Consider the following 23,627-nt stretch of genomic DNA (forward strand, 5'->3'; position numbering starts at 1 on the left):
CCTGACTTCGGTCAGGGTGTGGCAGGTGTGACCATCTCCGCCAGCACCGTACGGAAGTCCTCGCCCTCGCCCGGCCTCGGGCGCAGCGCGCAGGCCAGCCGCTCCGCCCGGTAGTGCCAGTGGTGGTCGAGATCCGGGTGCACCTCAGTGCCGGACAGTACGGGGCTGTCGCTGCCCAGCAGGCCGCTCAACTCGTCCGTGAGCTCCGGCCAGCCGACATGGCCGCTCACGGCGTTGGCCACGCCGTGCACCGGGGTGTCGAGGCACGAGGTCACCGCGCGGGCCAGCGCCGCCGCGTGCACCCACGCGGTGCCGTACCACTCGTGGCCGCCCGCACCGGGCGACGGCAGGGTGACCGGGGTGTTGTTGCGGGCGGCCTGGTACAGCAACCCGGTGGCGCCCCACCGCAGTTGGTCGCGCAGCCGGTCGTGCGGGCCCCACACGAGGGGGGAGCGGACGGCGCTCGCGCCGCCGCGCCCGCCGGTGCCCGCGGCCTGCAACAGGATGCGCTCGCAGTCGACCTTGGCCTGGCCGTACGGGCTCAGCGGCTGCCGGGACGGGGCCTCCTCCGCCACCCGGGCGTCCGCCGGGTGCCCGTACGCGTCGACGCTGCTGACGAAGACGAACGGGCCGCTGTTCCACGCCTCGACCATCGCCCGCATCGCGGCCACGTCGACCTCGGGCCTGGTGAAGGTGCAGGCCGCGTGGATCACCGCGTCCGCACCGGCGACCGCGGCACGCAGACCGTCGAGGTCGCCCAGGTCGCCCGCCACCACCTCGACGTTGTCCCCGGCCACCAGGTGCGCCGACTCGGGGCGGGCGAGCGCGAGGACCGGCCTGCCGATGGCGGCCAGTTCGCGCAGGACGAAGGCGCCGACACCGCCCGTTCCGCCGGTCACCAGGACCGTCCCCGGCTTGGTGGCGCGGCGCTTCACGGACCGTACGGCGGGCGACGCCGTCGCTGCCGCGTCCCGTACCGCCGCGCGGGCGTCGAGGAGCGCCAGCAGGGCGCGCGGGGTGCGCGCCTCCATGATGTCCAGCCCTGTCAGGGGCAGTCCGAGCCCGGTGCGCAGCCGCTCGGCCAGCTGTACGGCGGTCAGCGAGTGGCCGCCGAGCGCGAAGAAGTCGCCGTCCGGCGCCGGACGACGTCCGAGCGTGTGGGCGAACGCGTCCGTCACGGCCTCGGCGCGCGGCCCGTGCAGCGCGCCGGGCGCCGGCGCACCGGGCAGCCGGTTCGCGTCCGGCGTACCGTCCGCCGTGCGCGGCAGCGTGTCGAGGAGCATGACCGTGACCGGCACCAGGTCCGGGTCCAGCGCGTCCCGCACGGCGGCGCGCAGCTGGACGGGCGAGGGCCCGCTCCACTCCCGCAGCACGGCGTACGCGAGGAGGGGGCCGCCCGGCGGGGCGAGGACCGCGGCGTCGGCGACCCGGGGGTGGGCGCGGAGCACGGCCTCGGCCGGATGCGGGGCGGCGCCCGCAGCAGGTACGGATTCCGTACCTGCGCCGGCCGGTCCCGCCTGCACCGGGCCGGGCAGCCCGGAGACCCGGCAGGACGGATCGGCGGCGACGGCGGTCAGCAGCGCCGCGAAGGAGCGGCCCAGCGCCGCCCCCGTCGCGTCGTCGAGCGCGGCCCGCCCGTACTGCACCAGGCTCGCGGGACCGCCCGCGAGCACCAGCCCGAAGGTCAGGTCGAACTTGGCCTCCGCGACGGTGACTTCGACCGGCTCCGCCCGCAGCCCCGGCAGCCGAAGCGCCGTCGGCTCGCCCAGCACGTCGGACGTCACGCGGACCAGCGCCGTGCCGTCGGCGCCGCGCGCCGCGGCGCCGAGCCGCTCCATGATGAGGTCGTACGGCACCTGGCGGTGCTGCTGGGCCTCCAGCAGCGCGTCACGCACCCGCTCCACCAGCACCCCGAACTCGGGGTCGTCGGCCAGGTCCACCCGTACCGGCAGGGTGTTGACGCACAGCCCCACCAGACCGTCCATGTCCCGGCCCTCGCGGTGCCCGGCCGCACAGCCGATCACCAGGTCGTCCTCGCCGGTCAGGCGGTGCAGCGCGGCGAAGGCTGCGGCGAGCTGCACCGTGAACAGCGTGGCCCGGCGCTGCCTGCCCACCTCGCGCAGGGCGTCCGGCACCTCCGCGCCCAGGGGTTCGACACGGGTGGCCGCGGGCCGGTCAGCCAGGTCGGCGGGCGGCGTCGCGGCCCGGGACAGCACGGGCGGCACTGCTCCGGCCAGCTTGCGGGCCCAGTGGTCGAGGCCGCGGCCGAGCCGGTCGGCCGCCGTCTGCTCGCGCCGGGCGAAGTCCGCGTACTGCGGCGGCGCCACGGACAGCGGCGGCACAGTCGCGCCGGCTCCGGCGGCGCGTGCGTACAGCCGGGCGAGTTCGTCGGCGACGGTCTCCAACGAGTGGCCGTCCACCGCTATGTGATGGAACGTCAGGAGAACGGTGTGGTCCTCGGGCCCGTGCCGCAGCACCAGCGCGCGCGGCAGCGCGCCCGCCGCGAGGTCGAACGGGAGACGGGCCTCGGCGGTCAGCAGCGGGGCCAGGTCCTCGTCGTCGGGACCGCCCGCGGTGTCGACCACGCGCACGGGCACCGAGTCCGGGGCGGGCAGCGCCTCCTGGTACGGCACGTCGTCGAGCTGTCCGTACCGGGTGCGCAGGATCGTGTGCCGGTCGACCAGCGCGGTGAGCGCCTCGCCGAGCGCGTCCAGGTCCAGGGGACCGGTCAGCCGTGTCGCGAAGGGCACGCTGTAGACGCCGTCGCGGTGACCGAGCCGGTCCATCAGCCACATGCGCCGCTGGGCGTGCGAGAGCGGCGCGGGCCCGGAATCCGGACCCGTGACCGTGGCAGGGGCCGGCGCGGAGGGCCGGGACGCGGCACGGGAGCGGGCCCGGCGCAGCAGTTCCTCCTGGAGGGAGGCGGGGGTGTCAAGGGACATCGGGGTGCTCCGGCGCGTCGGGGTGCGAAAGGGAAGAGGGCTGGGCGGGCGGTGAGGCCTGCGGCAGGGCAGAGGCCTGCGGCGGGACAGAGGCCTGCGGCAGGGGGTGCAGATCGGTGTGGGCCGCAAGCAGCGCCCGCTCGACGAGGGCCGCGTGTCCGGCCACCGTGGGCGAGGCGAAGAAGTCGGCGAGCGACAGTTCGACGCCGAGGTCCTCGCGGAGGTCGTCGGTGACGACGAGGGCGAGCAGCGAGTGACCGCCGAGGGCGAGGAAGTCGTCCTCGGGGGAGGTCACTTCACATCCGAGCGAGCGCGCCCACACCTCGGCGACGGCCTCCTGGAGCGGGGTCAGCGGCGGTGCGCTCCGAGCCGTCCCGGCCTGGGACTCGGCGGCCGGGTCGAGCGCCGCGAGCGCCCGCCTGTCCACCTTGCCCGTCGTGGTGAGCGGCAGCCGCTCCACCACGGTCAGCTCGTCCGGCACCAGATGGGCGGGCAGCAGCCCGGCGAGCGCGGACCGCAGCGACTCCTGGTCCGGTGCCGCTCCCGCCTCCGCCACCACGAAGGCGGCCAGCCGCGCGTCGTCCGGAGCGGGACGGCGCACCGTCACGGCCGCGTCGTCCACCTCGGGAAGGGAGCGCAGTACGTGCTCGATCTCGCCCGGTTCGATCCGGTGGCCGCGCACCTTCACCTGGTCGTCGGTGCGGCCGTGGAAGTCCAGGACCCCGTCGGGACGGACCGAGGCGAGGTCGCCGGTGCGGTAGAGGGTGCCCAGGTCGGCGTGGGCGACGAAGCGTTCCGCGGTCAGCTCCGGCTGTCCGACGTACCCCCGGGCCAGCCGGGTGCCGCCGATCCACAGCTCGCCCCGCTCGCCGGTCGCGACCGTACGGCCGTCCTCGTCGAGCACGTGGGCGGTGGCCCCGGCGATCGGACGGCCGACGGGCATCGGCCCCTCGCCGTCCGCCGCGGTGACCCGGTGGGCGGTGGCGAAGGTCGTCGTCTCGGTCGGCCCGTATCCGTTGACCAGTTCCAGCCAGGGGAACTCCCGCAGCACCGACCGCGCGTGCAGCGCGGACAGCGTCTCGCCGCCCACCACCACGGAACGCAGCAGGGCGAAGACGCGGGAGCGGCGGGCGGCGAGCTGGTGGAAGAGCGCCGTGGTGAAGAAGGCGACGGTGACGCCGTGCCGCTCCACCTCCCGGACCAGGTCCTCGAAGGACGGCCGGTCGGCGGGGCAGACCACGACGGCCGCACCGTTCGCCAGGGCGACCCACACCTCGAACGTCGAGGCGTCGAACGTCGCGGGGGAGTGCAGCAGCACCCGGTCGCGGGCCGTCACCGTGACGTACGCCGGGTCCGTCACCAGCTCGGCGACGGCCCGGTGCCGGACGGCCACGCCCTTGGGCCGGCCGGTGGACCCCGAGGTGAACATGAGGAACGCGGCGGCGTCCCCTGCCACCCCCGCGAGCGGCGTCGACCCGTCGTACGACGGCAGGTCGGAGCCGACCACCAGGCGGGGTCCTGCCACCTCGGCCGACTCCAGCAGCTCGCCGTCGCCGACCGTCAGCACGGCCCCGGAGTCGGCGATCATCGCCTCGGTACGTGCGCGGGGGTGCGCCGGATCGAGCGGCACGCACACCGCGCCCGCCCACCACAGGGCGAGCTGGGCGACGACGGCACGGGCCGAGCGCCGCATCAGCAGCGCCACGGGGTCACCGGGACCCACGCCGCCCTTCTGAAGGTGCACGGCCAGCCCGCGGGCGGCCGACACCAGCTGTCGGTACGTCCACGTGGCCTCGCCGTCCACCAGCGCCAGGGCGTCGGGGGTCAGCTCGGCACGGTGGGCGAGGAGGGCGGTCAGATCGGGGTGCTGCTCCTGCATCGCGGACACCTGCATCTCGGACACCCACATGCCGGATTCCTGCATCCCGGACTCCTGCATTTCAGACGTCTGCATCTCGGACACCTGCATCTCAGACACCCGCCTTCTGCGCCGCCGCGGCACACCGCTTGTCGAGCACGGCGACGACCGCCCGCAGGTCGCTCTGGCGCAGCAGCTCCGGCGCGCGCAGCCGCACCCCGGTCTCCTGCTCGACGGCGGCCAGCAGCCGGGCCGCGACCAGCGAAGTGCCACCGATGTCGGTGAAGTTGTCCTCCAGCACGGTGCCGGGGCGGCCGAGGAGTTCCCGTACGGTCCCCAGCACGAGCCGCTCGGTCGCGGTCGCCCCCTCGGCGAACCCGGCGGCTCCGCCGGTTCCGGAGGCCTCCGGCTGCTCCCGTACCGCCTCCTGCTTCAGCAGCGCGGCCCTGTCGACCTTGCCGTTGGCGTCCAGCACGAAGGCGTCCACCAGCCGCACCGCCGAGGGCACCGCCTGCTCGGGCAGCCAGGCGCGCACCGAGGCGATCAGGGCGTCCGGCTCCGGCGGCGCGAGCCGGGAGTCGGCGGCGGGCAGTACGTACGCGACGAGGCGGGCACGGCCGTCGGCGTCACGGGGTGCGACGACCACCGCGCTGCGGACCGCCGGGTCCTGCTCCAGCGCGGTCTCGACCTCGGCCGGTTCGATGCGCACGCCGCTGATCTTCACCTGGTCGTCGAGACGGCCGAGGAATTCGACGATCCCGTCGGCGCGCATCCGCACCCGGTCGCCGGTGCGATAGACGCGCGTCACCTCCGCGGGCACGCCCGCGGGCGGCGGGCCGGTGAAGCGGCTCGCCGTGAGCTCGGGATCGAGATAGCCGAGCGCCAACTGGGCGCCACCGATGAGCAGTTCACCGTCCTCGCCGCGCGGTACGACCCGGCCGGCCGGGTCGGCCACCAGGACGCACACCCCGGGCAGGGGCAGCCCGATCGGCGGCGCCGCCTCCTCGCGCACGTCGTCGTCGGTGGCCCGCATGGCGTGCGTGGTGGTGACGACGGTGGCCTCGGCGGGCCCGTACGCGTTGTGCACCGTGGCGGTCACGTCGGCGCCAGGACGGCGGCGCATCCGGTCGCCACCGACGAAGAGGTGCCGCAGCACCAGGTCCTGCGGCCAGGGGCGGTCCAGGAGCGGTTCGATCATCGGGGTGGCCGTGACGGCGACCGTCACGGCGGCCTCGCGCCACCAGTCGGTGAGCGCGCTCGGGTCCCAGCGGACCGCGTCGGGTGCGGGTATCAGGGCCGCGCCCGAGGTCAGACCGGCCCACACCTCCATGACGTGCGGGTCGAAGGCGACGCCGATGAGGAGGGACTGCCGGTCGCCGGGGCCGAGTCCGGTCTCCGCCCGGAACCAGGCGAGGAGCGCGGCGAGTGCGGGCTCGGCCACGGCGACCGCCTTGGGGCGGCCGGTGGAGCCCGAGGTCAGCACGGCGTACAGCGCGCCCGAGGGGGCGGGCAGGGCGCCGGGCGCGGGCGGCAGGAAGGCGGCGACCGCCCCGGCCACCGCGTTGGCACCCTCACCGGGCAGCGGCAGCACGAGGTGCTCCGCCTCCTCGCGGTGGCGCTGCGGCAGCACCTCGGGCGTGCCGATCAGACAGGCGACGCCGACGTCCTCGCCGACCGCGGCGAGACGGCGCTCGCCGGGGCGCGGCCCCAGCGGCAGGTAGACGGCGCCGACCCGGGCCAGCGCCACCGCGGTCACCACCAGCGCGGCGGACCTGTCCAGGCAGACCCCGACCAGATCGCCGGGGCGCACCCGCCCGTTCCAGGCCGCTACGACGGCGTCGGCCGCCTCGTCGATCTGCCGGTACGTCCAGGAGTGCGCCCCGTCGATCACCGCGGGAGATTCGGGCGCACGGCGCACCCACTCCTCGAACCGGGCGAGAACGCCCGTCGCGGGAGATCCCGCCGCATCCGCCTCAACGGCCTTGCCGTGCACCACACTTGGTGCGACGTCCTGACGCTCGGTCAACTTGTCGTTCATCGTGCATCCTTCGAAGCGGTCGTGGCGGTGAGCGAGGCGGCCGTGGCGGCGAGCGCGCGGGCCTGGTCGGTGAAGACCGGGTTCGTGAACAGCACGCGCAGCGGCGGCCGGTCACCCAGGTGCGGCTCCAGCCAGGCCGCGAGCTGCGCGGCGAGCAGTGAGTGCCCGCCGACGCGGAAGAAGTGCGAACCCTCCTCGAAGCGCCCGTGCCCGAGCACCTCCCGCCACCCCTCGGCGAGCAGCGCCAGCGCGGGGTCGTCGGACCGGCACAGATCGGGCAGCGCGTCCTGCTCGGCTTCCTGCTCGGCGGCGGTCGCCACCGGCTCCAGCTCCGCGGCGAGCTTCGTCAGCGCCGCCCGGTTCGGCTTGCCGCCGGGCAGCGTCGGCATGGTGTCGAGCCGCACCCAGTTGCCGGGCACCAGCGCCCCGGGCAGCCTGCCGCTCAGCGCGGTGTGCAACTCCTGCTCGTCCCAAGCCGCTTCGCCGTCGGACCCGGATTCGGAGCGCTCCAGGAAGCCGACGAGACGCGGGCCCCCGGCGGACTCCCGGTCGAGCACGACGGCACAGGAACGGCCGCCGAGCACCGCGGACGCCGCGGCCTCCACCTCTTCCAACTCGATCCGGAATCCGCGGAGTTTGATCTGGTTGTCGCGCCTCCCCAGGAACCGCAGCAGCCCGTCGGGACCGCGGAAACCGAGGTCGCCCGTGAGGTAGACCCGCTCGCCGCCGAGTGCGGGTACGGGCACGAAGCGGGCGGCGGTGGTCTCCGGGTTGCCGACGTACCCCTCGGCCAACCCGGCCCCCGCGACGGCCAGTTCACCGATCGCGCCGTCCGGCAGCGGGCGCAGACCCGCGTCCAGTACGTGGATCCGCTCGCCCGGCAGCTCGGTGCCGAGCGGAATCTCGGCCCCGTCGTGCAGGGCGTCCGGGTCGATCTCGTACACGGTGGAACTGACCGACGCCTCCGTCACGCCGTACGCGTTCAGCACCCGCACGTCGGTGCCGCTGCCCGATCCGGTGTCCCGCAGGAAGGCCCGCAGCACGTCCGCCGGGAGGCGTTCGCCGCCCAGCACGAGCAGCCTCGGCGCCCAGCGGCCGTCCCGCAGCGCGGGCGTGAGCTCCTCGCGGGTGGCGAGGAAGTAGCTGGTGGGCAGGTTGGCCACGGACACCCGGGCGCTGGTCAGGAGCTCGGTCAGCTCGGACCCGGTGGGCACCTCGAACTCGGGCGCCACCAGACAGGCACCCGCGTACAGCGAAGGCAGCATCTCTTCGAGCGCCACGTCGAAGGACGGCTGCGCGAACAGCAGCACCCGGTCCCCGGCGGCGAGGTCGAACCGGTCGGCGACGCCGGTCAGATGGTTGCGCAGCGCGTCCCGCCCGACCGCGACCGGCTTGGGCGTCCCGGTCGAGCCCGACGTGTGGATGACGTACGCGGCACCGGGCACGGTGTCGGCCGGTGCGGCGGGCGGCAGCACGGCGTCCTCGACCCCGGCCGAAGGCAGCCCGGCCGGCACGCTCACGCCGCTCTTGGCCGAGGTGAGCACCATGGCCGGACCCAGCCGGTTCAGCAGCAGCTCCAGACGGGCGGCCGGGTCGGACGGCGACAGCGGACAGTAGACGGCGCCGCTGCGCAGACAGGCCAGCAGCGTCACCACCGAGTCCACCCCGCGCGGCAGCACCGCGGCGACCGGCTGACCCGCCGTGACACCGGCTTCGCGCAGCCGCCGTACGAGGGATTCGACCCGCTCGTCCAGCTCGCCGTACGTGATCCGCCGCGCGCCGACCAGGACGGCGGGCAGCGCCGGGTCGTGGGCGGTGACCGGGTCGAGCGGGTCGCGGTCCGCGGCCACCGGCAGCTCCGGTTCGGGAGCGGGCGGCGCGGCCGGGGGCGCGAGGGCGGCGAGCGCCGTCCCGGGTGCGTCCAGATAGGCCCGCAGCAGGTCGAGGAAGCGCCCGGCGAGCAGCCGCGCCACGTCCTCGCCGAACAGGTCGGCGTCGTAGTCCCACACCATCGTCATGCCCGCCACGCCGTGCCGGGGGCCCACCCCGCGCCGGTCGTCGGGCAGCAGCACCACGTCGAGGTCGAAGCGGGTGGTCCCGGTGTTGAACCCCTCGAACAGGGAGATGTCCAGGCCCGGCACCTCCAGGTCGGGCAGTACCGCGTCGTGCGCGCTGAACATCACGCTGAACAGCGGGTTGTCCGCGCCCGACGTGTGCAGACCGAGCGCCCGGGTCAGCTCCTGGACCGGCACCTCCTGGTACGGCAGGGCCCGTACGAGGGTGTCCGTCACCTCGTCCATGGTGTCCTCGGCGGGGGCGTCCGCATCGAGGCGCAGCCGCAGCGGGATGGTGTTGACGAACATCCCCACCGCGTCCTCGAAGCCCAGCGGACGGTTGCCGACGGCGGTGCCGACGACCATCTCGGAGCGCCCGCTGTGCCGCCGCAGCAGCTCGGCGAACAGCCCGAGCAGCGTGGCGAACGGGGTCAGCCCGCGCTCCTTGGCGTGCGCCCGCAGCCGCTCCGCCAGGTCCGCGCCGATCGACTGGCGCAACTGCCCGCCGTGGTGGCGGCGTTGGGCGCCCGGCCGGGTCAGCCCAGGCAGCGGCATGTCGTACGAAGCGCCGTCCAGCTCGCGGCTCCAGTACTCCAGACCGGCGCGCACCTCGTCGGCCCGCGCGGGTCCTGCCTGGGCGCGGATGTGGTCGGCGTAGGAGGAGGGGGCCGGCAGCGCGACGCTCTCGCCGAGCACCTCGGCGCGGTAGACGCCGAAGACGTCGGCCAACAGGATCGCGAACGAGTGCCCGTCGTGGATCAGGTGGTGCTCGACGTGGATCAGCCGGTGCCGGTCGTCGCCCATCCTGACCAGCGTCCAGCGCAGCAGCGGAGCCTCGAAGGTGTCGAGCGGGCTCTCGGCCTCGGACCGCAGCAGCGTCTGGAACGCGGCCTCGGGATCGGCCTCCGCGCTCAGGTCCGCGGTGTGCAGCCGGAGCGGGCAGTCGTCGGCGACCCGCTGCCCCGGCATCGCGCCGGGCACGTCGACGAGTTCGAGGCGCAGGCCCGGGTGGCGCTCCAGTGCGGCGGTGAGACCGCGCCGCAGGGCGTCGGTGTCGAGGGTGCCCCACAGGTCGAGCGAGGCGGTGAAGTTGTAGGCGCGGCTGCCCGGCTGCACTTGTTCGTGCAGCCAGACGATCTCCTGCGAGGAGGAGAGGGGGAGCATGGCGATCCCTTGGGTTGTCGGGTCGGATGTCGAGAAGAGGCGGGGGTACGGTCGTGCCCGCCGCCGGGCGGTGCCCCGGCCGGTCCGCGGATCGCGCGGGCCGCACCGGAGGTGGTAAGGGGCGTACGGGGCGGAGACAGTGGGGCGTGGTGGGAAGCGGGGGCGCTCCGGGGCAGGGCTCAGCCGACGGGCAGGCCGGCCCGCAGTGCCCCGCCCAGCGCGGCGAAGGCGTCCTGTGCGCGGTCGTCGTCGAGGACGGTGCGGTCCCACACCATCCGCAGCTGCAGCTCGGGGCCCTGGACGACCGAGACGGCGAAGGGCGCCCGGATCTGCCGGCCGTCGACGTGCGTCTCCCGGCCGGTCACCCCGTCCAGCCGCAGCGCCGGGCGGCGCCGGGCGTCGTCCACGGTCAGCAGGCCGTCCAGCGCCCCCGACCACTGCGAGCCCGCCGCGCGTGCGGCGTGCACGACCTCGTCGAAGGGCGTGTCGGCCCGGTCCAGGTCGTCCCACCACTGGGTCGCGGTCAGCTCAGGCGCGGGGCGCACGGTGTCGGTGGCCGCGGGGAAGACCACCGTGTTGAGGAAGCAGCCGAGCACCGGCGGCGCCGCGGCCGGACGCCCGCCCCACGGATAGCCGATCGGCGGCACCTGCCCGGCCCCGTACAGCACCTCGGCGGCGGCCCGGCAGGCGTCGAGCAGCGAGGCGAACGGCACCCCCGACTGGTCGGCGGGTATGCGGAGTTCGGCGGCACCGGTCGGTGTGTGGACGGAGGTGTCGGGCTTGGGGGCGAGCTCCCGCACCGTACGCAGCCGCTCGCCCCAGTACGCGAACGCGTCGGGGGATCCGGCCCTGTGCTCGGCCTCCAGCTGGAGCAGCACCGCCTCCCGGTAGTCGGCGAGCCCCGCGGCGACGTCGGCGGCCGACGGGTCCTCGGGCCCGAGCCGGTCCCGGTAGGCGTCGCCCAGTTCCTCGACGATGCGGGCGAGCGACTGTCCGTCGCAGGCGGCGTGGTCGAGCACGACCGCGAGCACCTCCTCCGCAGTGCCCTGCGCGAGGAAGAGGCGCAGCGGCGGCCCGTCGTGGGTCCACGCGCCCACGGCTCGGCGCAGCGCGTCGTGGACGTCCTCGCCGGGAGCACAACTCACCTGTTCCAGCGGTACGTCGGGCTCCGCGGGGCGGAGCACCGGGGTGCCCCTGAAGACGTACGTCCGGGAACGCAGCGCGGGGTGGCGGGCGGCGAGACACTCCGCGGCGGCGCGCAGCCGCGCGGTGTCCACGGTGCCGCGCGGGAACGCGAAGAACATCGGGACGGTGTCCGGGCGGCCGGCCGGGTCCATGGCGCGTACCAGGACGAAGCGGCGCTGGGCGCCGGTGACGGGCAGCAGGCCCGTCCCCTCGTCGCTCGCGGCGAGACGCTGGTAGCGGTTCAGGTACTGGCCGGTGATGCTGGGACGTCGGCCCGTGATGCTGGTGTGCACGTGATCCTCTCTCGGAAAGCCTCGTAAAAGGGGTGACGGGGATGCCGTCAGTCGGTGGCGGCCTTCACCGGCCGGTCGTCCGTGCCGGAAGGGCCGTGCCCGTCCGTGCCGGAAGGGCCGTGCTCCTCCGCGTCCTTTGCCTCTTGGAGCTCGGCGGCCGGGAGGTCGCGCATCGTGCGCAGCGGTGAGAGCAGCAGGGGCAGCGGTACGACGAGGAAGCCCACCGCGCACACCCACAGGGCGGCGCGTGCGCCGAGGCCGTCCGCGATCGTTCCGCCGACGAGGGCGCCCAGCGGCAGAGTGCCCCACATCATGAACCGGAGGGTGGCGTTCATCCGGCCCAGAAGCCTCGGGGGGCACAACATCTGCCGGAAACTCACCTGGGCGACGTTGTAGACGACCGCGCCGAAGAAGACCACGCCGGAGGCGACCGCGAACAGTGCCGCCGCTGCCCCCTTGCCCGACAGCGGCCACAGCAGGGCGAAGGGCCCGGTGGCCAGCGAGGCCAGCCAGATGATCCGCGCCTGGCCGAACCGCCGGGCGATCCGGCCCGCGCAGAGCGCACCGGCGAGCCCACCCACGGCCGACGCCGACAGCATCAGCCCCAGGACGCCGGGCTGCAGGCCGAGCACCCGCACCAGATAGACCGTCTGCGTGGCCATCAGCACCGCGGCGAAGAAGTTCCCCAGGCCGGTCGCGGCGGCGATGACCCGCAGCAGCGGATGGCCGAGCACGAAGCGCAGCCCCTCGCCGACGTCCTTGCGCAGCGAAGCGCCGGGCACCGGTTCGGGTTTGCTCTCCGGCTGCCGTATCGCCATCAGGAACAGTGCCGATACGGCGTAGCCGATCGCGTCGGCCACGATCGCGAGATGCGCCCCGACGAGCTGGACCAGCCCGCCGCCGAGTCCGGGCCCCGCCACCTGGGCGGACGACCGTACCGTCTCCAGGGCGCCGTTGCCCGCCACCAGCTGTTCCCTGGGCAGCAGTTGGGGCAGATAGCTCTGGTGCGCCACGTCGAAGAAGACCGTGGCCACCCCGGTGACCAGGGCCACCAGATACAGCTGCCACATCGTGAGCACCCCGCCGACGGCCGCCAGCGGCACGCTCGCCATCGCGACGGCGCGCACCACGTCGGCCCGGATCATCAGCGTGCGCTTGCGCATCCGGTCCACCCACGCTCCGGCGGGCAGCCCGATGAGCAGGAACGCGGCGGTCTCGGCCGCGGTGAGCAGGCCCACCTGGAAGGCGGGGGCCCGGAGTTCGAGTACGGCCACCAGCGGCAGTGCGACCAGGGTGACTTGGGCACCGACCTGGCTGGCCGCCGCTCCGGCGAGCAGCAGGCGGAAGTCGCGCAGACGGAAGAGGCCGCCGGGGGCGGCTGGTGACGAGGTGGGCATGCACGAGACCTTCACCAAGGGAAGATCTAGAGTCAAAACAAACAGGAGAGTTCCGGTCGTTTTTCCTGCGGTAGAGCCCAACTAACGCAAATATTTTGGCAGATGCGGGCATCTTGCAGATGAACTACGCGTATGAACGGCTATGTGTGAACAGGCCGTGGGGCGCTGGCTGCCGGAGTGCCCGGTGCGTGACGAGGAGTTCCGGGCCTCCTGGCGCACGTATGTCCGAAAGTAGTCACTCGGGGACGAGTACGGACGTTCCGAGCAACCTCAACGCGTCGAACCACGTCGGGAGTTGAGCGGTGCACCGAGCCGCACACGCCCCCTGCCTGCGGGAAGGCCCTCGGTGGACCTGGCCCCACCCCACGGCGGGGTGCTTCCCGCATGGTCGTCCGCCACCCGCTCCACCAGGGTTGAGGGCATGAGACGACACGGTTCCGCCTTCCTCGCACTGGCCCTCTCCCTCGGCGCGGCGGCCGCCGCCCTCCCGGCCCAGGCACAGCCGCGCGGCACCCCGGCCCTCCCCGTACACCTGGCGCGGTCGCCGGTGCCCGACCTGGAGCGGAGCGCGCTGCCGCTGCGCACCACCGACCCCCGGGGCGGCCTCGACGACCTGCGCCCGCTCGGCCGCATGGTGAACGACGCCCGGGTGGTGGGTCTCGGCGAGGCCACCCACAGCTCGCACGAGTTCTTCCGCCTGAAGCACCGGGTCTTCCGCTACCTCGTCGAGGAGAAGGGCTTCCGCGGCTTCGCCCTGGAGGGGAACTGGAGCACCGGGCTGCGGCTCAACGACTACGTCCTGCACGGCAAGGGCGACGTCCGGCGGATCATGCGGGACGAGCTCCAGGGCAGCTACTCGTGGTGGAACAACGAGGAGTACTTCGACCTGCTGACCTGGATGCGCGACTACAACCGCCAACACCCCTACGACCCGGTGCAGTTCATGGGCAACGACCTCGGCCACGCGGGCCCGGAGCTCTACGACCTGGTGACCGGCTACGTCGCCGGAACCCACCCGGCGCTGCTGCCCCGCTTCACCGAGCTCTACCGCGGCCTGCGCCCCACCACCGGCGTCGCCGCACACATGACCCAGTACCTGGAACGCCCGCTCGCCGAACGCCGGGAGATCGCCGACCGCACGGGCCGGGCGCTCGCCCTGCTCAAGGAGCACGAGCCCGCACCGGACGCGAGCCGGCCGGAGTCCCGGGCGTACACCTGGGCACTCCAGCACGCCACCGCCGTCGACCAGACCGCACGGGGCTTCGCCTTCGACTTCACCGACCCAGGGGAGACGGGGAAGGCCATGCGCTACCGGGACGCCGTCATGGCGGAGAACGTGGCCTGGTGGACGCGGCACACCGGCGACAGGGTGCTGCTGGCCGCCCACAACGGACACGTCGCCCTCGCCACGTACCACCCCGAGCAGTACCCCAAGTCCCAAGGGTCCTTCCTGCGCGACAAGTTGGGGAAGAGGTACGTGAGCATCGGCACCACCTTCGACCGCGGCTCCTTCAACGCCACCGGAACCGACGGAAAGGTGCACACCACCACGCTGGGGGCGGCGAAGCGCGGCACCAACGAACACACCCTGGACCGGGTGCGCCACCGCGACTACGTCCTGGACCTGCGCACCACCCGCCCCGCCGCCCGCGCCTGGCTGGACCGCGCGCGCACCACCAGGAGCATCGGCACCGACCACCCCCACCCCGGCAACGAGTCCCAAGTGGCGCTCTCCCGCTCGCACGACATCCTCGTCCACCTGCACCGGGTCGGGGCCGCACGCCTGCTGGACACCGCAGGGGCAGGAACGGAGTAGCCCACCGCCGCTCTTTGTCACCCAGGTGTCTGTTCCCCGGCGCCCTGCTGGTCCACGGTGGTCACTCCTGTCCGTGTGGAGTGTGAAGTGTGGAGAGGGAAGGGGACACCGGTGGGACGAGGAACGTCTCGGCTGGGGCCAAGAACGTCCCGCGGCGCGAAGCGGCTCCGGTACGGTGCCGCGCCCGTCGTGCTCGTGCTGCTGTGGATCACGGGCTGCGCGGAGGTCACGAACCCGGCGGATCACCCCGCCGAAGTGGAGCAGGGCCCGGCGGCGGTGGCCGCGGCCGGGCCCGGAGGGCCACCGGAGACGTCGGAGCCCGCACCGCCGCCTCCGTCCGGGCCCGCGCCGCCGTCGTCGTCAGGGCCCCCATCGCGGTCCTCGCCCGAACCGCTCCCACGGCCGTCGCGCGAGAAAACCGGCGAGAAGTCCGGCGAAGAGTCCGGCGAGAAGTCCCCGGTGCTCTACCTCGGGGACTCGCTCGCCATGGAGAGCCAGCTGGTGCTCGGCGAGCACGTCGAGTCCGGGGGCCGGGCGACCGTGCACAGCGCCCCCTACTCGGGCACGACGCTCTGCGACTACCTGACCGGCCGCTCCACCGGCTCCCTGGTCCCGCCGCAGGACAAGGCGGCGGTTCTGGTCGGTACGCACCGGCCGCGTGCCGTCGTCCTCCAATTCTGGGGAAACTCCTGGGGGTTCACTCCCTGCATGGACAACATCCCGCAGGGGAGCGCCGAGTACTACACGAGGTACGCCAAGGACGCCGAGGCGCTCACGGAGCAGATCGCCCAGGCCGCGCGGTCCGCGGGGATTCCACGGCCGCGGATCGTCTGGGTGCTGCAGGGCCCTGACGCCTTCTCGACCGACAGGACCCGCCGGGTCAACGACCTCTACCAGGCACGGGCGGCGGCCTCGGGCGACACGGTCGCCGACGCGGGGCAGGCGGTGAGCGCGCCCGGCGAACGGTACGTCTGGCGCCAGCGGGTCCCCTGCAACGACGAGGAACGCACCAGTCCCGGCCAGTGCCAGAACGGCCTGACCACACTGCACAGGGACGACGACCCCTTGCATTTCTGCCTGGCCCCGACCACCACGACACCGCGTCCGTGCCCGGCGGTCTCACCGGGAATCGTGCGCTACAGCAGGGCCATCGCCGCGGTCGTCGACCGGTACGTGCGCAGGGCCGGCTAGCCGACGGCACGGGAGAGGACAGTCGACGGCGCGGGAGAAGACAGCCGGTCGGCCGCAGGTCATCCGTCTGCCCTCAGCCGTGCAGCGCGACGGGCAGGGCGGTCAGCCGGCTGCCCTGGAGGCCGCCGGTGCAGGCCTGCCGGAGCTCGGTGAGGGGGAGGGCGAGGCGGGCGTCGGGAAATTCCGTGCGCAACACCGTGGCCACTGCCCGCAGTTCGAGCTGGGCGAGCCGGGCACCGATGCAGTAGTGCGGACCGGCGCCGAAGGCCAGGTCGGGGCCGGGGGAGCGGGCGGGATCGGTGTTGATGCCCCGGATGTCGACGAGTACGGGTGCCCGGGCAGGAAGCCGGATTCCGGCGAGGTCGATCTCGGTGGTGGTGAACCGCCAGAGGCTGAACGGGGCGGGCGGGTGCAGCCGGAGCGTCTCGCCGACCAGCTCGTCGACACCCCCTTCGTCCACCGGGCCCGGCTGCGGCCCGTCCGCGAGCGCGTACGCGACCAGGGTGCCGAGGGCGGCGTCGGTGGTGAGCTGCCCGGCGAAGATCAGCGCGAACAGGTGGTACCGCAACTGCTCCTGGGTGGTGTGCGCGGGCACACGGTCGCGCAGCTCGGCGGCAAGCCCCCGGCCGAGCTCGCCGAGCCCCGCGGCGGCGACCCGGGACAGTGCCGCGATCGCGCTGCCCTGTGCGTCGGGCCGACCGCTGACCATCAGCCTGCAGGCGTCGGTGGCCTCGTCGAGGTGATCGAGGTGTATGCCGAGCAGGTCGAGCAGCACCGTGAGCGGAAAGCGGGTGGTGAAGTCGGCCATCAGGTCGACCTCCGTACGGTCGGTGGCCAGCTCGGTGAGCAACTTCCGGGCGATCTCGTGGACCCGGCCGGACTGCAGGTGGATCCGCCGGGCGTTGAGCAACGGAGCGTGGGCGCGCCGGAGTTCGGCGTGGCCGGGTCCTTCGAGGGTGGTGAGGGACGGCTGTTCGGCGGCGGTCGGCTCAAGCCCGGCCGTACGGGGGTCCCAGCAGGGCGGGGCGAAGGCGGGGTCCTTGGATATCAGGGGATCGGCGAACACCTCGCGGGCCAGGGCGCTGTCGGTGATGATCCAGGCCGGCCCGCCGGCCGGGGCGTCCACCTGGACGAGAGGTCCTGCGGTGCGCAGGGCGGCGTGCACCGGATCGGGTTCGGCGAGACCGCGGACGGTTGCGGCGAACGGGTCGATGCCGTCGAGACGGGGGGCATTCAGCATCCGGACTCCACTCCAATTGGCTTTACCGAGAAGTGACTTTACAAAGAAGCTATTCTTCGGGGTGACAGGTTGTCAACGCACGCCGACGGGACGGTCCGGCGGCGGCAGGAAGAAGGGGGAAGCCCGGTGGACGAACCGGAATCGGTGCCCGACAGCGTCATGGCACAGCGCGAGCGGCTGGCGCAAGAACTCAAGGGCTACGGCGCGAGCTTCACGGAACTGGGCCGGCGCTTCGCCGACCGGCTGGGCGTGCACTCGACGGACGCCTTCGCCCTGCTGGAGATCGCCTCCGCCGAAGCCGGGGGCGTCCCGCTGTCCCCGGCCCTGCTCAGGAGGCGCATCTCGCTGACCTCGGGGGCCATGACCGTACTGCTCAACCGCCTCGAACGGGCCGGATACGTCGTCCGGACCCGCGAGCACACCGACCGGCGGGTCGTCACGCTGCGCAGCACCCCCCAGGTCAAGGAACTCGCCGATGAGTTCTTCGGACCCGTCAACGCGCGCCAGGACGCCGTCCTCGCCCAGTACCCGCCCGAACTGCTCCAGCAGCTGGAGACGGTGCTGGTTCGACTGTGCTCCGCCCTGGACCCCCAACCCGCCCGGAAATCAGGGGACATGTGAGGTCACGGCCCCTGGTCCCGCCAAGTCCGGCCCGGGGACGGGATGACGAGGCGCCGGTCAGGAGAGTTGTTCGCGCACCCATTCAGGATCGGGGTTGACGTGCGGCCGGCCCGCCACGAACACCGTGGGCACGGTCTCATTGCCGTCGTTGGCAGCCCGCACCGCTGCCGCCCCGGCCGGGTCGCGCCAGATGTTGACCCAGTGCAACTGCCGGGCGCTGCGCCCCAGTCGGATGCGCAGCCGCAGGCAGTACGTGCAGCCGGGCCGCCAGAAGACGACCGGCCGGCCGTCGACCGCGCTGCGGCGCTGTGCCTCCAGCGCACCGATCGACTTCGGGAAGACCACGGGCGAGTGCGCGCCTGCGAGCAGCACGAAGAACACCAGGAATGCGACGGCCGGGCCGGGGCTCCCCCGGAGGATCAGCCCGGTCGCCACGGCCGAGCCGCAGAGTACGAGCAACGTCGGCAGGATCCAGACGCGTGTCATGAGTGCGCAGCCTACAGATGCGCCCTCCCGTCCGGGCGTGCACCCGGGCGGTGCCGGCATCAGGCTCCGCGGCGGCGATCCGTGCTGGTCGGTCGGGGCGGGGTGCTCCAGCCGTGTTCGAGCAGGTCGAAGGCGACGTCGACGGCCTGCTCGGGGTTCGCGGCACGGTGGGCGAGCGCGGAGGTCTCCAGGGCGAAGCGGGCCAGCGCGGTGCTGCGCGGGTCGTCGGGCGGGGCGCCGGCGTCCTGGGCGATGGCTCGGGCCAGGGCGTCCTGGTGCCGCATCCACATGCGGTGGCCGTACTCGCTGAGGGCGGGGGTCCTCGTCACCAGGTCGTGGAAGTCGGCGTACGACGTGCCGGAGCCGGAGCCGGAGCCGGAGCCGGAGCCGGGGCCGGGGCCGGGGCCGGTGTCGGTGTCGGTGTCGGTGGGGTGGACGCGGACGTGTTTGACGTACGCGCACAGGGCCTGGGGGACGGTCGTGCCGGAGGCGCGTTCCTGGACTGCGGCGACGAGTCCGGCTTCCTGGTCGGTCTCCTCGTCGAAGACCAGGGCCTCCTTGCCGGGGAAGTACTTGAGGAGCGTGGTGGTGGACACGTCCGCGGCCTCGGCGACATCGTGCAGGGTCACCGCGTCGTAGCCGTGCCGGCGGAAGAGGGTCAGGGCGGCGTCGGCGAGCGCGCGGCGCGTGGCGGCCTTCTTGCGCTCGCGCCGTCCCACAGGGGTCGTCATGCTCACACCGTACACAAGGTTTCCTGACTAAAAAAGTTGTGTCGTTGCACTTTCTTGGTGAGCGTGCTTTTGTGGCCCGACGTTCACCACACGGAGATGACACATGAACCCCACCCCTGTCCGGCCCCCTGCCCGCATCGCCGTCGTCGGCGCCGGGCCCGGCGGCCTGATCTGTGCCCGCGTCCTCCAGCGCCACGGCATCGACGTCACCGTCTACGACCTCGACGCCTCCGCCACCGTCCGCGACCAGGGCGGCACCCTCGACATGCAGCCCGACACCGGCCAGTACGCCCTGCGCGCCGCCGGTCTGTGGGACGACTTCACGCCCCTGGCCCGCCCCGAGGGCGACCAGTGGCGCCTGGTCGGGCGCGACGGGCGGACGATGTTCGACGGGGCCCCGCCCGGCGACGGCCAGGTCAGTCCCGAGATCGACCGGGGGCAGCTGCGCGACCTCCTCATCGGCTCCCTCGCCCCTGGCACCGTCCGGTGGGGCCACCGGCTGGACCACGCCGAACCGCTCGGCGACGGCCGCCACCGTCTGCACTTCGCCCACGGCGAGAGCACCGACACCGACCTGGTCGTGGGCGCGGACGGTGCGTGGTCACGGGTGCGCCGCCTGGTGTCCGACGCCACGCCCCGCTACACCGGAGTCACCTTCGTCGAGACCGGCCTGAACGACGCCGACACCCGCCACCCCGAACTGGCCGCCCTCACCGGCGCCGGCACCATGATGGCCCTCGACGACAACCTCGGCCTCGTCGCCCAGCGCAACAGCGGCGGCCACATCCGCGTCTACGTCGGCATCCGCACCCCCGAGGACGGGCTCCGGCAGGCAGGCGTCGACCCGGCGGCCCCGGCCGACCCCGCCGCCGTCCGTGAAGTCCTCCTGGCACGCTTCGCCGACTGGAGCCCCGCCCTGCACGGCTTCATCACCGACACCGACACCGGCTACATCCACCGCCCCCTGTTCGCGCTCCCCGTCCCGCACGCCTGGGACCACACCGAAGGCGTCACGCTGCTGGGCGACGCGGCCCATCTCATGTCCCCGTTCTCCGGCATGGGAGCCAACCTCGCCATGCGCGACGGCGCCGACCTCGCGCGGGCCCTCGTCGACCACAGCACCGTCGACGAAGCCCTCACCGCCTACGAGAAGGTCCTGCTGCCCCGCTCGGCCGAAGCCGCCGAGGGCGCGGCCGGAGCCCTGGACAGCGCCTTCGCCACCGACAGCGCCGAACAGATCCTGGCGCATATGACCGCCCACCACTGACCCGCACACAGCGGCAGGAGGGTAGCGGCCGCGTAACCCATGATCAGGTCCGGCGTTGATCATCTCGCTCAGGGGTTCACACGCCGGACGCTGTGATCCACCCGGGCCCGACAGAGAACAACCGGATCCAGCGCCCCGCACGGGGCCGGGAAGAATGCCCGAGGTCGCTCGCCATGCACTCCATCACCAAGAAGGTCGCCGCGGGAATCGGCACGGCGGCAGCCGCACTCGGCTGCGTCGTCGCCGCAGGACCGCCCGCGGCCGCCGACGGCAAGTGGTGCAACAACTCCGTCTGCATCGAGACCTACGACCACGGCACCTACTTGGGCAGGGTGGAGGTGTCGGTCGTCAACACCAACCAGCCGAACCGCATCAGCGCCCGCGTCTGGACCACCAACGGCTGGAGCGCCAACACCAAGGTGGAGGACGTCGCGAAGTTCCGGACCTACCGGGACCAGGCGTACCCCCAACGGCACTTCCCCGCGGGCACCCGGCTCTGCGCGGAGGGCTTCCGCGGAGGGGCCAGCGTGGGCCTGGCCTGCGTCACGATCACTGACTGACTGACCGACTGACTCACTCACTGACTGACCGTCCGGCGGACGAACTCCGGGCTGCGACGAGCAGCGGACCTGCTGGGTCACCACGAGGTTCCCCAGTCACCGAAAAGTGCGTTCTTCCCCGTCGGCGGACACTCTCCTACGGTTCCCGGGTAACCAGCAGAGACCACCGAGGTCTCTCGTACGGAAGGAGACAGCCGGCATGGCCATCACCCTGGTGAACCCCAGTGAACTGCCCCGGATCGACGTCTACCGGCAGGTGTCGATCGCGACCGGTTCGAAGCTGGTCTTCGTTGCCGGACAGGTCGCCTGGGACGCCGAGGGAGTCACGGTCGGCGAGGGCGACCTCGCCGCGCAGGTCGAGCAGTGCTACCTCAACATCGCGGCCGCCCTGGCAGCGGCCGGTGGTTCCTTCGACGACGTGGCCAAACTGACCGTCCACGTCGTCGACTGGACCCCCGACAAGATGCCCCGACTCCTGGAGGGGATCTCCCGGGCGGCCGCGAAGCTGGGGGCCGCCCCGACGCCGCCGGCCACACTGCTGGGCGTGGCGGCGCTGGACGTCCCCGAGCACCTGGTCGAGATCGAGGCCACAGCGGTCCTCGACTGAACGGACCGTGTCCGAAGGCCCGGTGCGCGGGTCAGCGCGACGGGTGCTGGATGTGGTGGGCGCGGGCTTCGGCGGTGGACTTCAGGTCGCGCAGCCACGCTTCGAGGCCTGTACGGAGGATCTCGGTCGCGACGGGGACGTTCGCGTCGACCTGGGGGCCGGTGTGGGTCTCCTCGGTGCTCACGCGGACGCCGCCCTTGACCTTGGTGAAGTTCCAGACGTGGACGCCGTCGATGTGCAGTCCTTCGCCGGTCGCCGGGCCGGTCCAGCGGATGCACGAGTTGTGCTTGACCTGCTGGACGGTCGAGGTGATCTCCAGGCTGGTGGCGGGGGTCGACGGGTTGGGGGGTATCGGGGTCGTCCACCGGAACGCCGAGCCCTTGCGGAAGGGGCCGTGGTCGAGGCGTTCCACGGTCTCGACGGGGGCCTGCCAGGACGGCCAGCGCTCCACGTCGGTCTGCAGTTTCCAGATGGTGTGCAGCGGGGCGTTGATCACGATCTCGGACCGGTGGCGGACCCGGGCGTCGGGATCGACGCCCTTCCCGCGGCAGGTGAGGGACTCGCCGGGGCGGGAGGAGGCGGGGCGGGAGTCGGAGGGGTGGGAGCCGGTGGCCCCCGCGGGTGCGGCGGCGGCGCCGACGAGGCCGAGGACGAGCGGGACGGTGCACAGGGTGGCGCGGATGCCGGTGCTGCGGATGCCGGACATGGGGTTCTCCTCTGGCTGTTGAGATAGATACTCACGCTTTCGTTAGAAGTTATAACGCGCTGCGGAACGGCGGGTCAAGAGTTGGAGCGATACCTTCTAACCAACCCTTGAGGATGTAGCGCGCCACCCGTGTCACCCACCACCCGTGCCACGTCCACCACCCGCGCCACCCGCATCACCTGCCCCAGAGCACGAGGGCCGTGGAGAGGGCGACGGACCCTGCGGCGAGGGCCGCTGTGGCACCCCAAAGCACCGTGGCGCACGGGGGGTTCGGTTCGGACGGGTGAAGGGTGCGATGCCCGCAGGTGCATGCACCGAGCGGGTCCGACGGTGCGTGTTCGAGCCAGTAGGCGCCGAGCAGATCGTGGGGGTCGCGAAGGGTGTGGGACGGGGATGCCGGCTCCGCCGTGGGCTCCATGAAGGGGCAAACACCGCACGCGCGTGCCAGGAAACCGTTGCGGGCCGGGTGCCACCCCATCGCACCCTTCGCCCGATGGGCGTATCAGCGACCTGGTCCGAGGCCGGGCAGAGGCTCAGCCCGTGCCGCGCTCGCTGAGACCCCACAAGTCCGTGTCGCTGGTGTCGGCCCGCCAGTTCGAGGTCCGGACATGGGTGCCCGTCTGCGGACGGAGGGGTTCCGGGCGCCCCGCCAAGGGCCGGAAGTCTCTGGGCCTGGGGCTGGGTAGCTGGCGTCCCTGTTCCTGCCAGGCGCGGGCGAGCGCGTCGTAGATCGGGGTGCCGACCTCCGCGCCGGGGTCCGGCTGCGGAGGGACGGGCGGAGGGACATGGGTCCAGACGGGGGCCGGAGGGGGAAGAAACGTTGCTTCTTGTCGCATGACATGTCCAACGACACTGCCGGGCATCGCGTGTCGGGCCGAGGCCGTTTCGTCACCTGCGGCCCGGAAGATGGCGGGATTTCACCCCATGTCCCGCCGTGGCGGCCTCGAATCCGGAGGCAGGGCGGCGGCTTTCGTACCCGTACGCGGAGTGGGGACGCAGGATCGGGTCAGGCTTGTCGTCAACACGTCAACACGTTGACCCGCCGCAGGGAGTTCGCCATGAGCCACCAGCCCGTCCGTACCCGTACCGCCGCGTTCAGCCGTCGGCGAGGGCGACGCGTATCGGCACTCGTACTGGCTGCCGTCGCGATGACCGTCCCGATCGCCGGTTGCTCCATCCAGGACGCGATCTGCGGCGGTGGCGAGTACCCGGTGCTGAACGTGGGTTCCACCGGCAGGGCCTGCGTCCCCAACGGCGAGGAGCCGCCCAAGGGCTACGTCCGGTTCCCGGAGGGCAAGGTGCCGGAGCACGTGGGCGACGAGTGGGACGAGTACTGGCAGAGCCACACCGTCGACAAGGACGGGAAGACCGTCACGGTCCCCGAGGAGGCCCCTCAAGAGAGCCCCAAGGAGTAGCCGTCCGGTACGTGTTCCCGCCCGAAGGCCCGGACGGGAACACGTACCCCCGCCCG

At 73.2% G+C, this 23,627-nt stretch carries 17 protein-coding genes; 7 read left to right on the forward strand and 10 right to left on the reverse strand.

What is annotated here, in order from left to right; translation table 11 throughout:
* Positions 1-11: 11 nt before the first annotated feature.
* From ACH4SP_RS09985 to ACH4SP_RS10010, 6 genes are all read right to left on the reverse strand, one after another.
* Complete coding sequence (locus ACH4SP_RS09985; protein WP_398412501.1) at positions 12-2,942, reverse strand: condensation domain-containing protein; 2,931 nt, start codon at positions 2,940-2,942, stop codon at positions 12-14.
* Positions 2,932-4,851, reverse strand: coding sequence for an amino acid adenylation domain-containing protein (locus ACH4SP_RS09990; protein WP_398413512.1), 1,920 nt, complete (start codon positions 4,849-4,851; stop codon positions 2,932-2,934). Before ACH4SP_RS09990 ends, ACH4SP_RS09985 begins: the two co-directional genes overlap by 11 nt.
* 61 nt (positions 4,852-4,912) lie before the next feature.
* The gene (locus ACH4SP_RS09995) at positions 4,913-6,838 is read right to left on the reverse strand and encodes a non-ribosomal peptide synthetase (RefSeq protein WP_398412503.1); all 1,926 of its coding nucleotides are present in this window, start codon (positions 6,836-6,838) and stop codon (positions 4,913-4,915) included.
* Positions 6,835-10,056, reverse strand: coding sequence for an amino acid adenylation domain-containing protein (locus tag ACH4SP_RS10000; protein WP_398412506.1), 3,222 nt, complete (start codon positions 10,054-10,056; stop codon positions 6,835-6,837). Before ACH4SP_RS10000 ends, ACH4SP_RS09995 begins: the two co-directional genes overlap by 4 nt.
* 179 nt (positions 10,057-10,235) lie before the next feature.
* The gene (locus ACH4SP_RS10005; protein ID WP_398412508.1) at positions 10,236-11,534 is read right to left on the reverse strand and encodes a non-ribosomal peptide synthetase; all 1,299 of its coding nucleotides are present in this window, start codon (positions 11,532-11,534) and stop codon (positions 10,236-10,238) included.
* Positions 11,535-11,581: 47 nt separating this feature from the next.
* Complete coding sequence (locus tag ACH4SP_RS10010) at positions 11,582-12,931, reverse strand: MFS transporter (RefSeq protein WP_398412510.1); 1,350 nt, start codon at positions 12,929-12,931, stop codon at positions 11,582-11,584.
* Between the two features lie 421 nt (positions 12,932-13,352).
* Between ACH4SP_RS10010 and ACH4SP_RS10015 the strand changes: the two genes are divergently transcribed.
* The gene (locus ACH4SP_RS10015; RefSeq protein ID WP_398412512.1) at positions 13,353-14,747 is read left to right on the forward strand and encodes an erythromycin esterase family protein; all 1,395 of its coding nucleotides are present in this window, start codon (positions 13,353-13,355) and stop codon (positions 14,745-14,747) included.
* A 189-nt stretch (positions 14,748-14,936) separates the two neighbouring features.
* Positions 14,937-15,938, forward strand: coding sequence for an SGNH/GDSL hydrolase family protein (locus ACH4SP_RS10020; RefSeq protein ID WP_398412515.1), 1,002 nt, complete (start codon positions 14,937-14,939; stop codon positions 15,936-15,938).
* A 73-nt stretch (positions 15,939-16,011) separates the two neighbouring features.
* Here ACH4SP_RS10020 and ACH4SP_RS10025 read toward each other — a convergent pair whose 3' ends face one another.
* Positions 16,012-17,178, reverse strand: coding sequence for a cytochrome P450 (locus ACH4SP_RS10025; RefSeq protein WP_398412517.1), 1,167 nt, complete (start codon positions 17,176-17,178; stop codon positions 16,012-16,014).
* A gap of 126 nt (positions 17,179-17,304) precedes the next feature.
* Between ACH4SP_RS10025 and ACH4SP_RS10030 the strand changes: the two genes are divergently transcribed.
* Positions 17,305-17,799, forward strand: a complete 495-nt coding sequence (locus tag ACH4SP_RS10030) for a MarR family winged helix-turn-helix transcriptional regulator (RefSeq protein ID WP_398412520.1) — start codon at positions 17,305-17,307, stop codon at positions 17,797-17,799.
* A 57-nt stretch (positions 17,800-17,856) separates the two neighbouring features.
* Here ACH4SP_RS10030 and ACH4SP_RS10035 read toward each other — a convergent pair whose 3' ends face one another.
* Positions 17,857-18,285, reverse strand: a complete 429-nt coding sequence (locus ACH4SP_RS10035) for a glutaredoxin domain-containing protein (RefSeq protein WP_398412523.1) — start codon at positions 18,283-18,285, stop codon at positions 17,857-17,859.
* 59 nt (positions 18,286-18,344) lie between these two features.
* Complete coding sequence (locus ACH4SP_RS10040; RefSeq protein ID WP_398412525.1) at positions 18,345-19,016, reverse strand: TetR/AcrR family transcriptional regulator; 672 nt, start codon at positions 19,014-19,016, stop codon at positions 18,345-18,347.
* 103 nt (positions 19,017-19,119) lie between these two features.
* Between ACH4SP_RS10040 and ACH4SP_RS10045 the strand changes: the two genes are divergently transcribed.
* From ACH4SP_RS10045 to ACH4SP_RS10055, 3 genes are all read left to right on the forward strand, one after another.
* Positions 19,120-20,283 (forward strand): FAD-dependent oxidoreductase, encoded by a 1,164-nt coding sequence (locus tag ACH4SP_RS10045; RefSeq protein WP_398412527.1) that lies wholly within the window; start codon positions 19,120-19,122, stop codon positions 20,281-20,283.
* 173 nt (positions 20,284-20,456) lie between these two features.
* The gene (locus ACH4SP_RS10050; RefSeq protein ID WP_398412530.1) at positions 20,457-20,843 is read left to right on the forward strand and encodes a hypothetical protein; all 387 of its coding nucleotides are present in this window, start codon (positions 20,457-20,459) and stop codon (positions 20,841-20,843) included.
* 199 nt (positions 20,844-21,042) lie between these two features.
* Positions 21,043-21,450: a RidA family protein gene (locus ACH4SP_RS10055; protein WP_398412532.1), complete on the forward strand. Its 408-nt coding sequence runs from the start codon at positions 21,043-21,045 to the stop codon at positions 21,448-21,450.
* 31 nt (positions 21,451-21,481) lie between these two features.
* Here ACH4SP_RS10055 and ACH4SP_RS10060 read toward each other — a convergent pair whose 3' ends face one another.
* Complete coding sequence (locus tag ACH4SP_RS10060; protein ID WP_398412535.1) at positions 21,482-22,156, reverse strand: SRPBCC family protein; 675 nt, start codon at positions 22,154-22,156, stop codon at positions 21,482-21,484.
* 1,058 nt (positions 22,157-23,214) lie between these two features.
* Here ACH4SP_RS10060 and ACH4SP_RS10065 point away from each other — a divergent pair.
* Positions 23,215-23,571, forward strand: a complete 357-nt coding sequence (locus tag ACH4SP_RS10065) for an SCO0607 family lipoprotein (protein ID WP_398412537.1) — start codon at positions 23,215-23,217, stop codon at positions 23,569-23,571.
* Positions 23,572-23,627: the final 56 nt, after the last annotated feature.

It is taken from the genome of Streptomyces sp. NPDC021093, from assembly GCF_044333135.1.
Lineage (GTDB): Bacteria > Actinomycetota > Actinomycetes > Streptomycetales > Streptomycetaceae > Streptomyces.

What these genes read in the sequence shown, in the direction of transcription:
- ACH4SP_RS09985 (WP_398412501.1), bottom strand. Translation starts at nt 2,942, where the DNA reads ATGTCCCTTGACACCCCCGCCTCCCTCCAGGAGGAACTGCTGCGCCGG.
- ACH4SP_RS09990 (WP_398413512.1), bottom strand. Translation starts at nt 4,851, where the DNA reads ATGTGGGTGTCCGAGATGCAGGTGTCCGCGATGCAGGAGCAGCACCCC.
- ACH4SP_RS09995 (WP_398412503.1), bottom strand. Translation starts at nt 6,838, where the DNA reads ATGAACGACAAGTTGACCGAGCGTCAGGACGTCGCACCAAGTGTGGTG.
- ACH4SP_RS10000 (WP_398412506.1), bottom strand. Translation starts at nt 10,056, where the DNA reads ATGCTCCCCCTCTCCTCCTCGCAGGAGATCGTCTGGCTGCACGAACAA.
- ACH4SP_RS10010 (WP_398412510.1), bottom strand. Translation starts at nt 12,931, where the DNA reads ATGCCCACCTCGTCACCAGCCGCCCCCGGCGGCCTCTTCCGTCTGCGC.
- ACH4SP_RS10015 (WP_398412512.1), top strand. Translation starts at nt 13,353, where the DNA reads ATGAGACGACACGGTTCCGCCTTCCTCGCACTGGCCCTCTCCCTCGGC.
- ACH4SP_RS10025 (WP_398412517.1), bottom strand. Translation starts at nt 17,178, where the DNA reads ATGCTGAATGCCCCCCGTCTCGACGGCATCGACCCGTTCGCCGCAACC.
- ACH4SP_RS10035 (WP_398412523.1), bottom strand. Translation starts at nt 18,285, where the DNA reads ATGACACGCGTCTGGATCCTGCCGACGTTGCTCGTACTCTGCGGCTCG.
- ACH4SP_RS10040 (WP_398412525.1), bottom strand. Translation starts at nt 19,016, where the DNA reads ATGACGACCCCTGTGGGACGGCGCGAGCGCAAGAAGGCCGCCACGCGC.
- ACH4SP_RS10045 (WP_398412527.1), top strand. Translation starts at nt 19,120, where the DNA reads ATGAACCCCACCCCTGTCCGGCCCCCTGCCCGCATCGCCGTCGTCGGC.
- ACH4SP_RS10050 (WP_398412530.1), top strand. Translation starts at nt 20,457, where the DNA reads ATGCACTCCATCACCAAGAAGGTCGCCGCGGGAATCGGCACGGCGGCA.
- ACH4SP_RS10055 (WP_398412532.1), top strand. Translation starts at nt 21,043, where the DNA reads ATGGCCATCACCCTGGTGAACCCCAGTGAACTGCCCCGGATCGACGTC.
- ACH4SP_RS10060 (WP_398412535.1), bottom strand. Translation starts at nt 22,156, where the DNA reads ATGTCCGGCATCCGCAGCACCGGCATCCGCGCCACCCTGTGCACCGTC.
- ACH4SP_RS10065 (WP_398412537.1), top strand. Translation starts at nt 23,215, where the DNA reads ATGAGCCACCAGCCCGTCCGTACCCGTACCGCCGCGTTCAGCCGTCGG.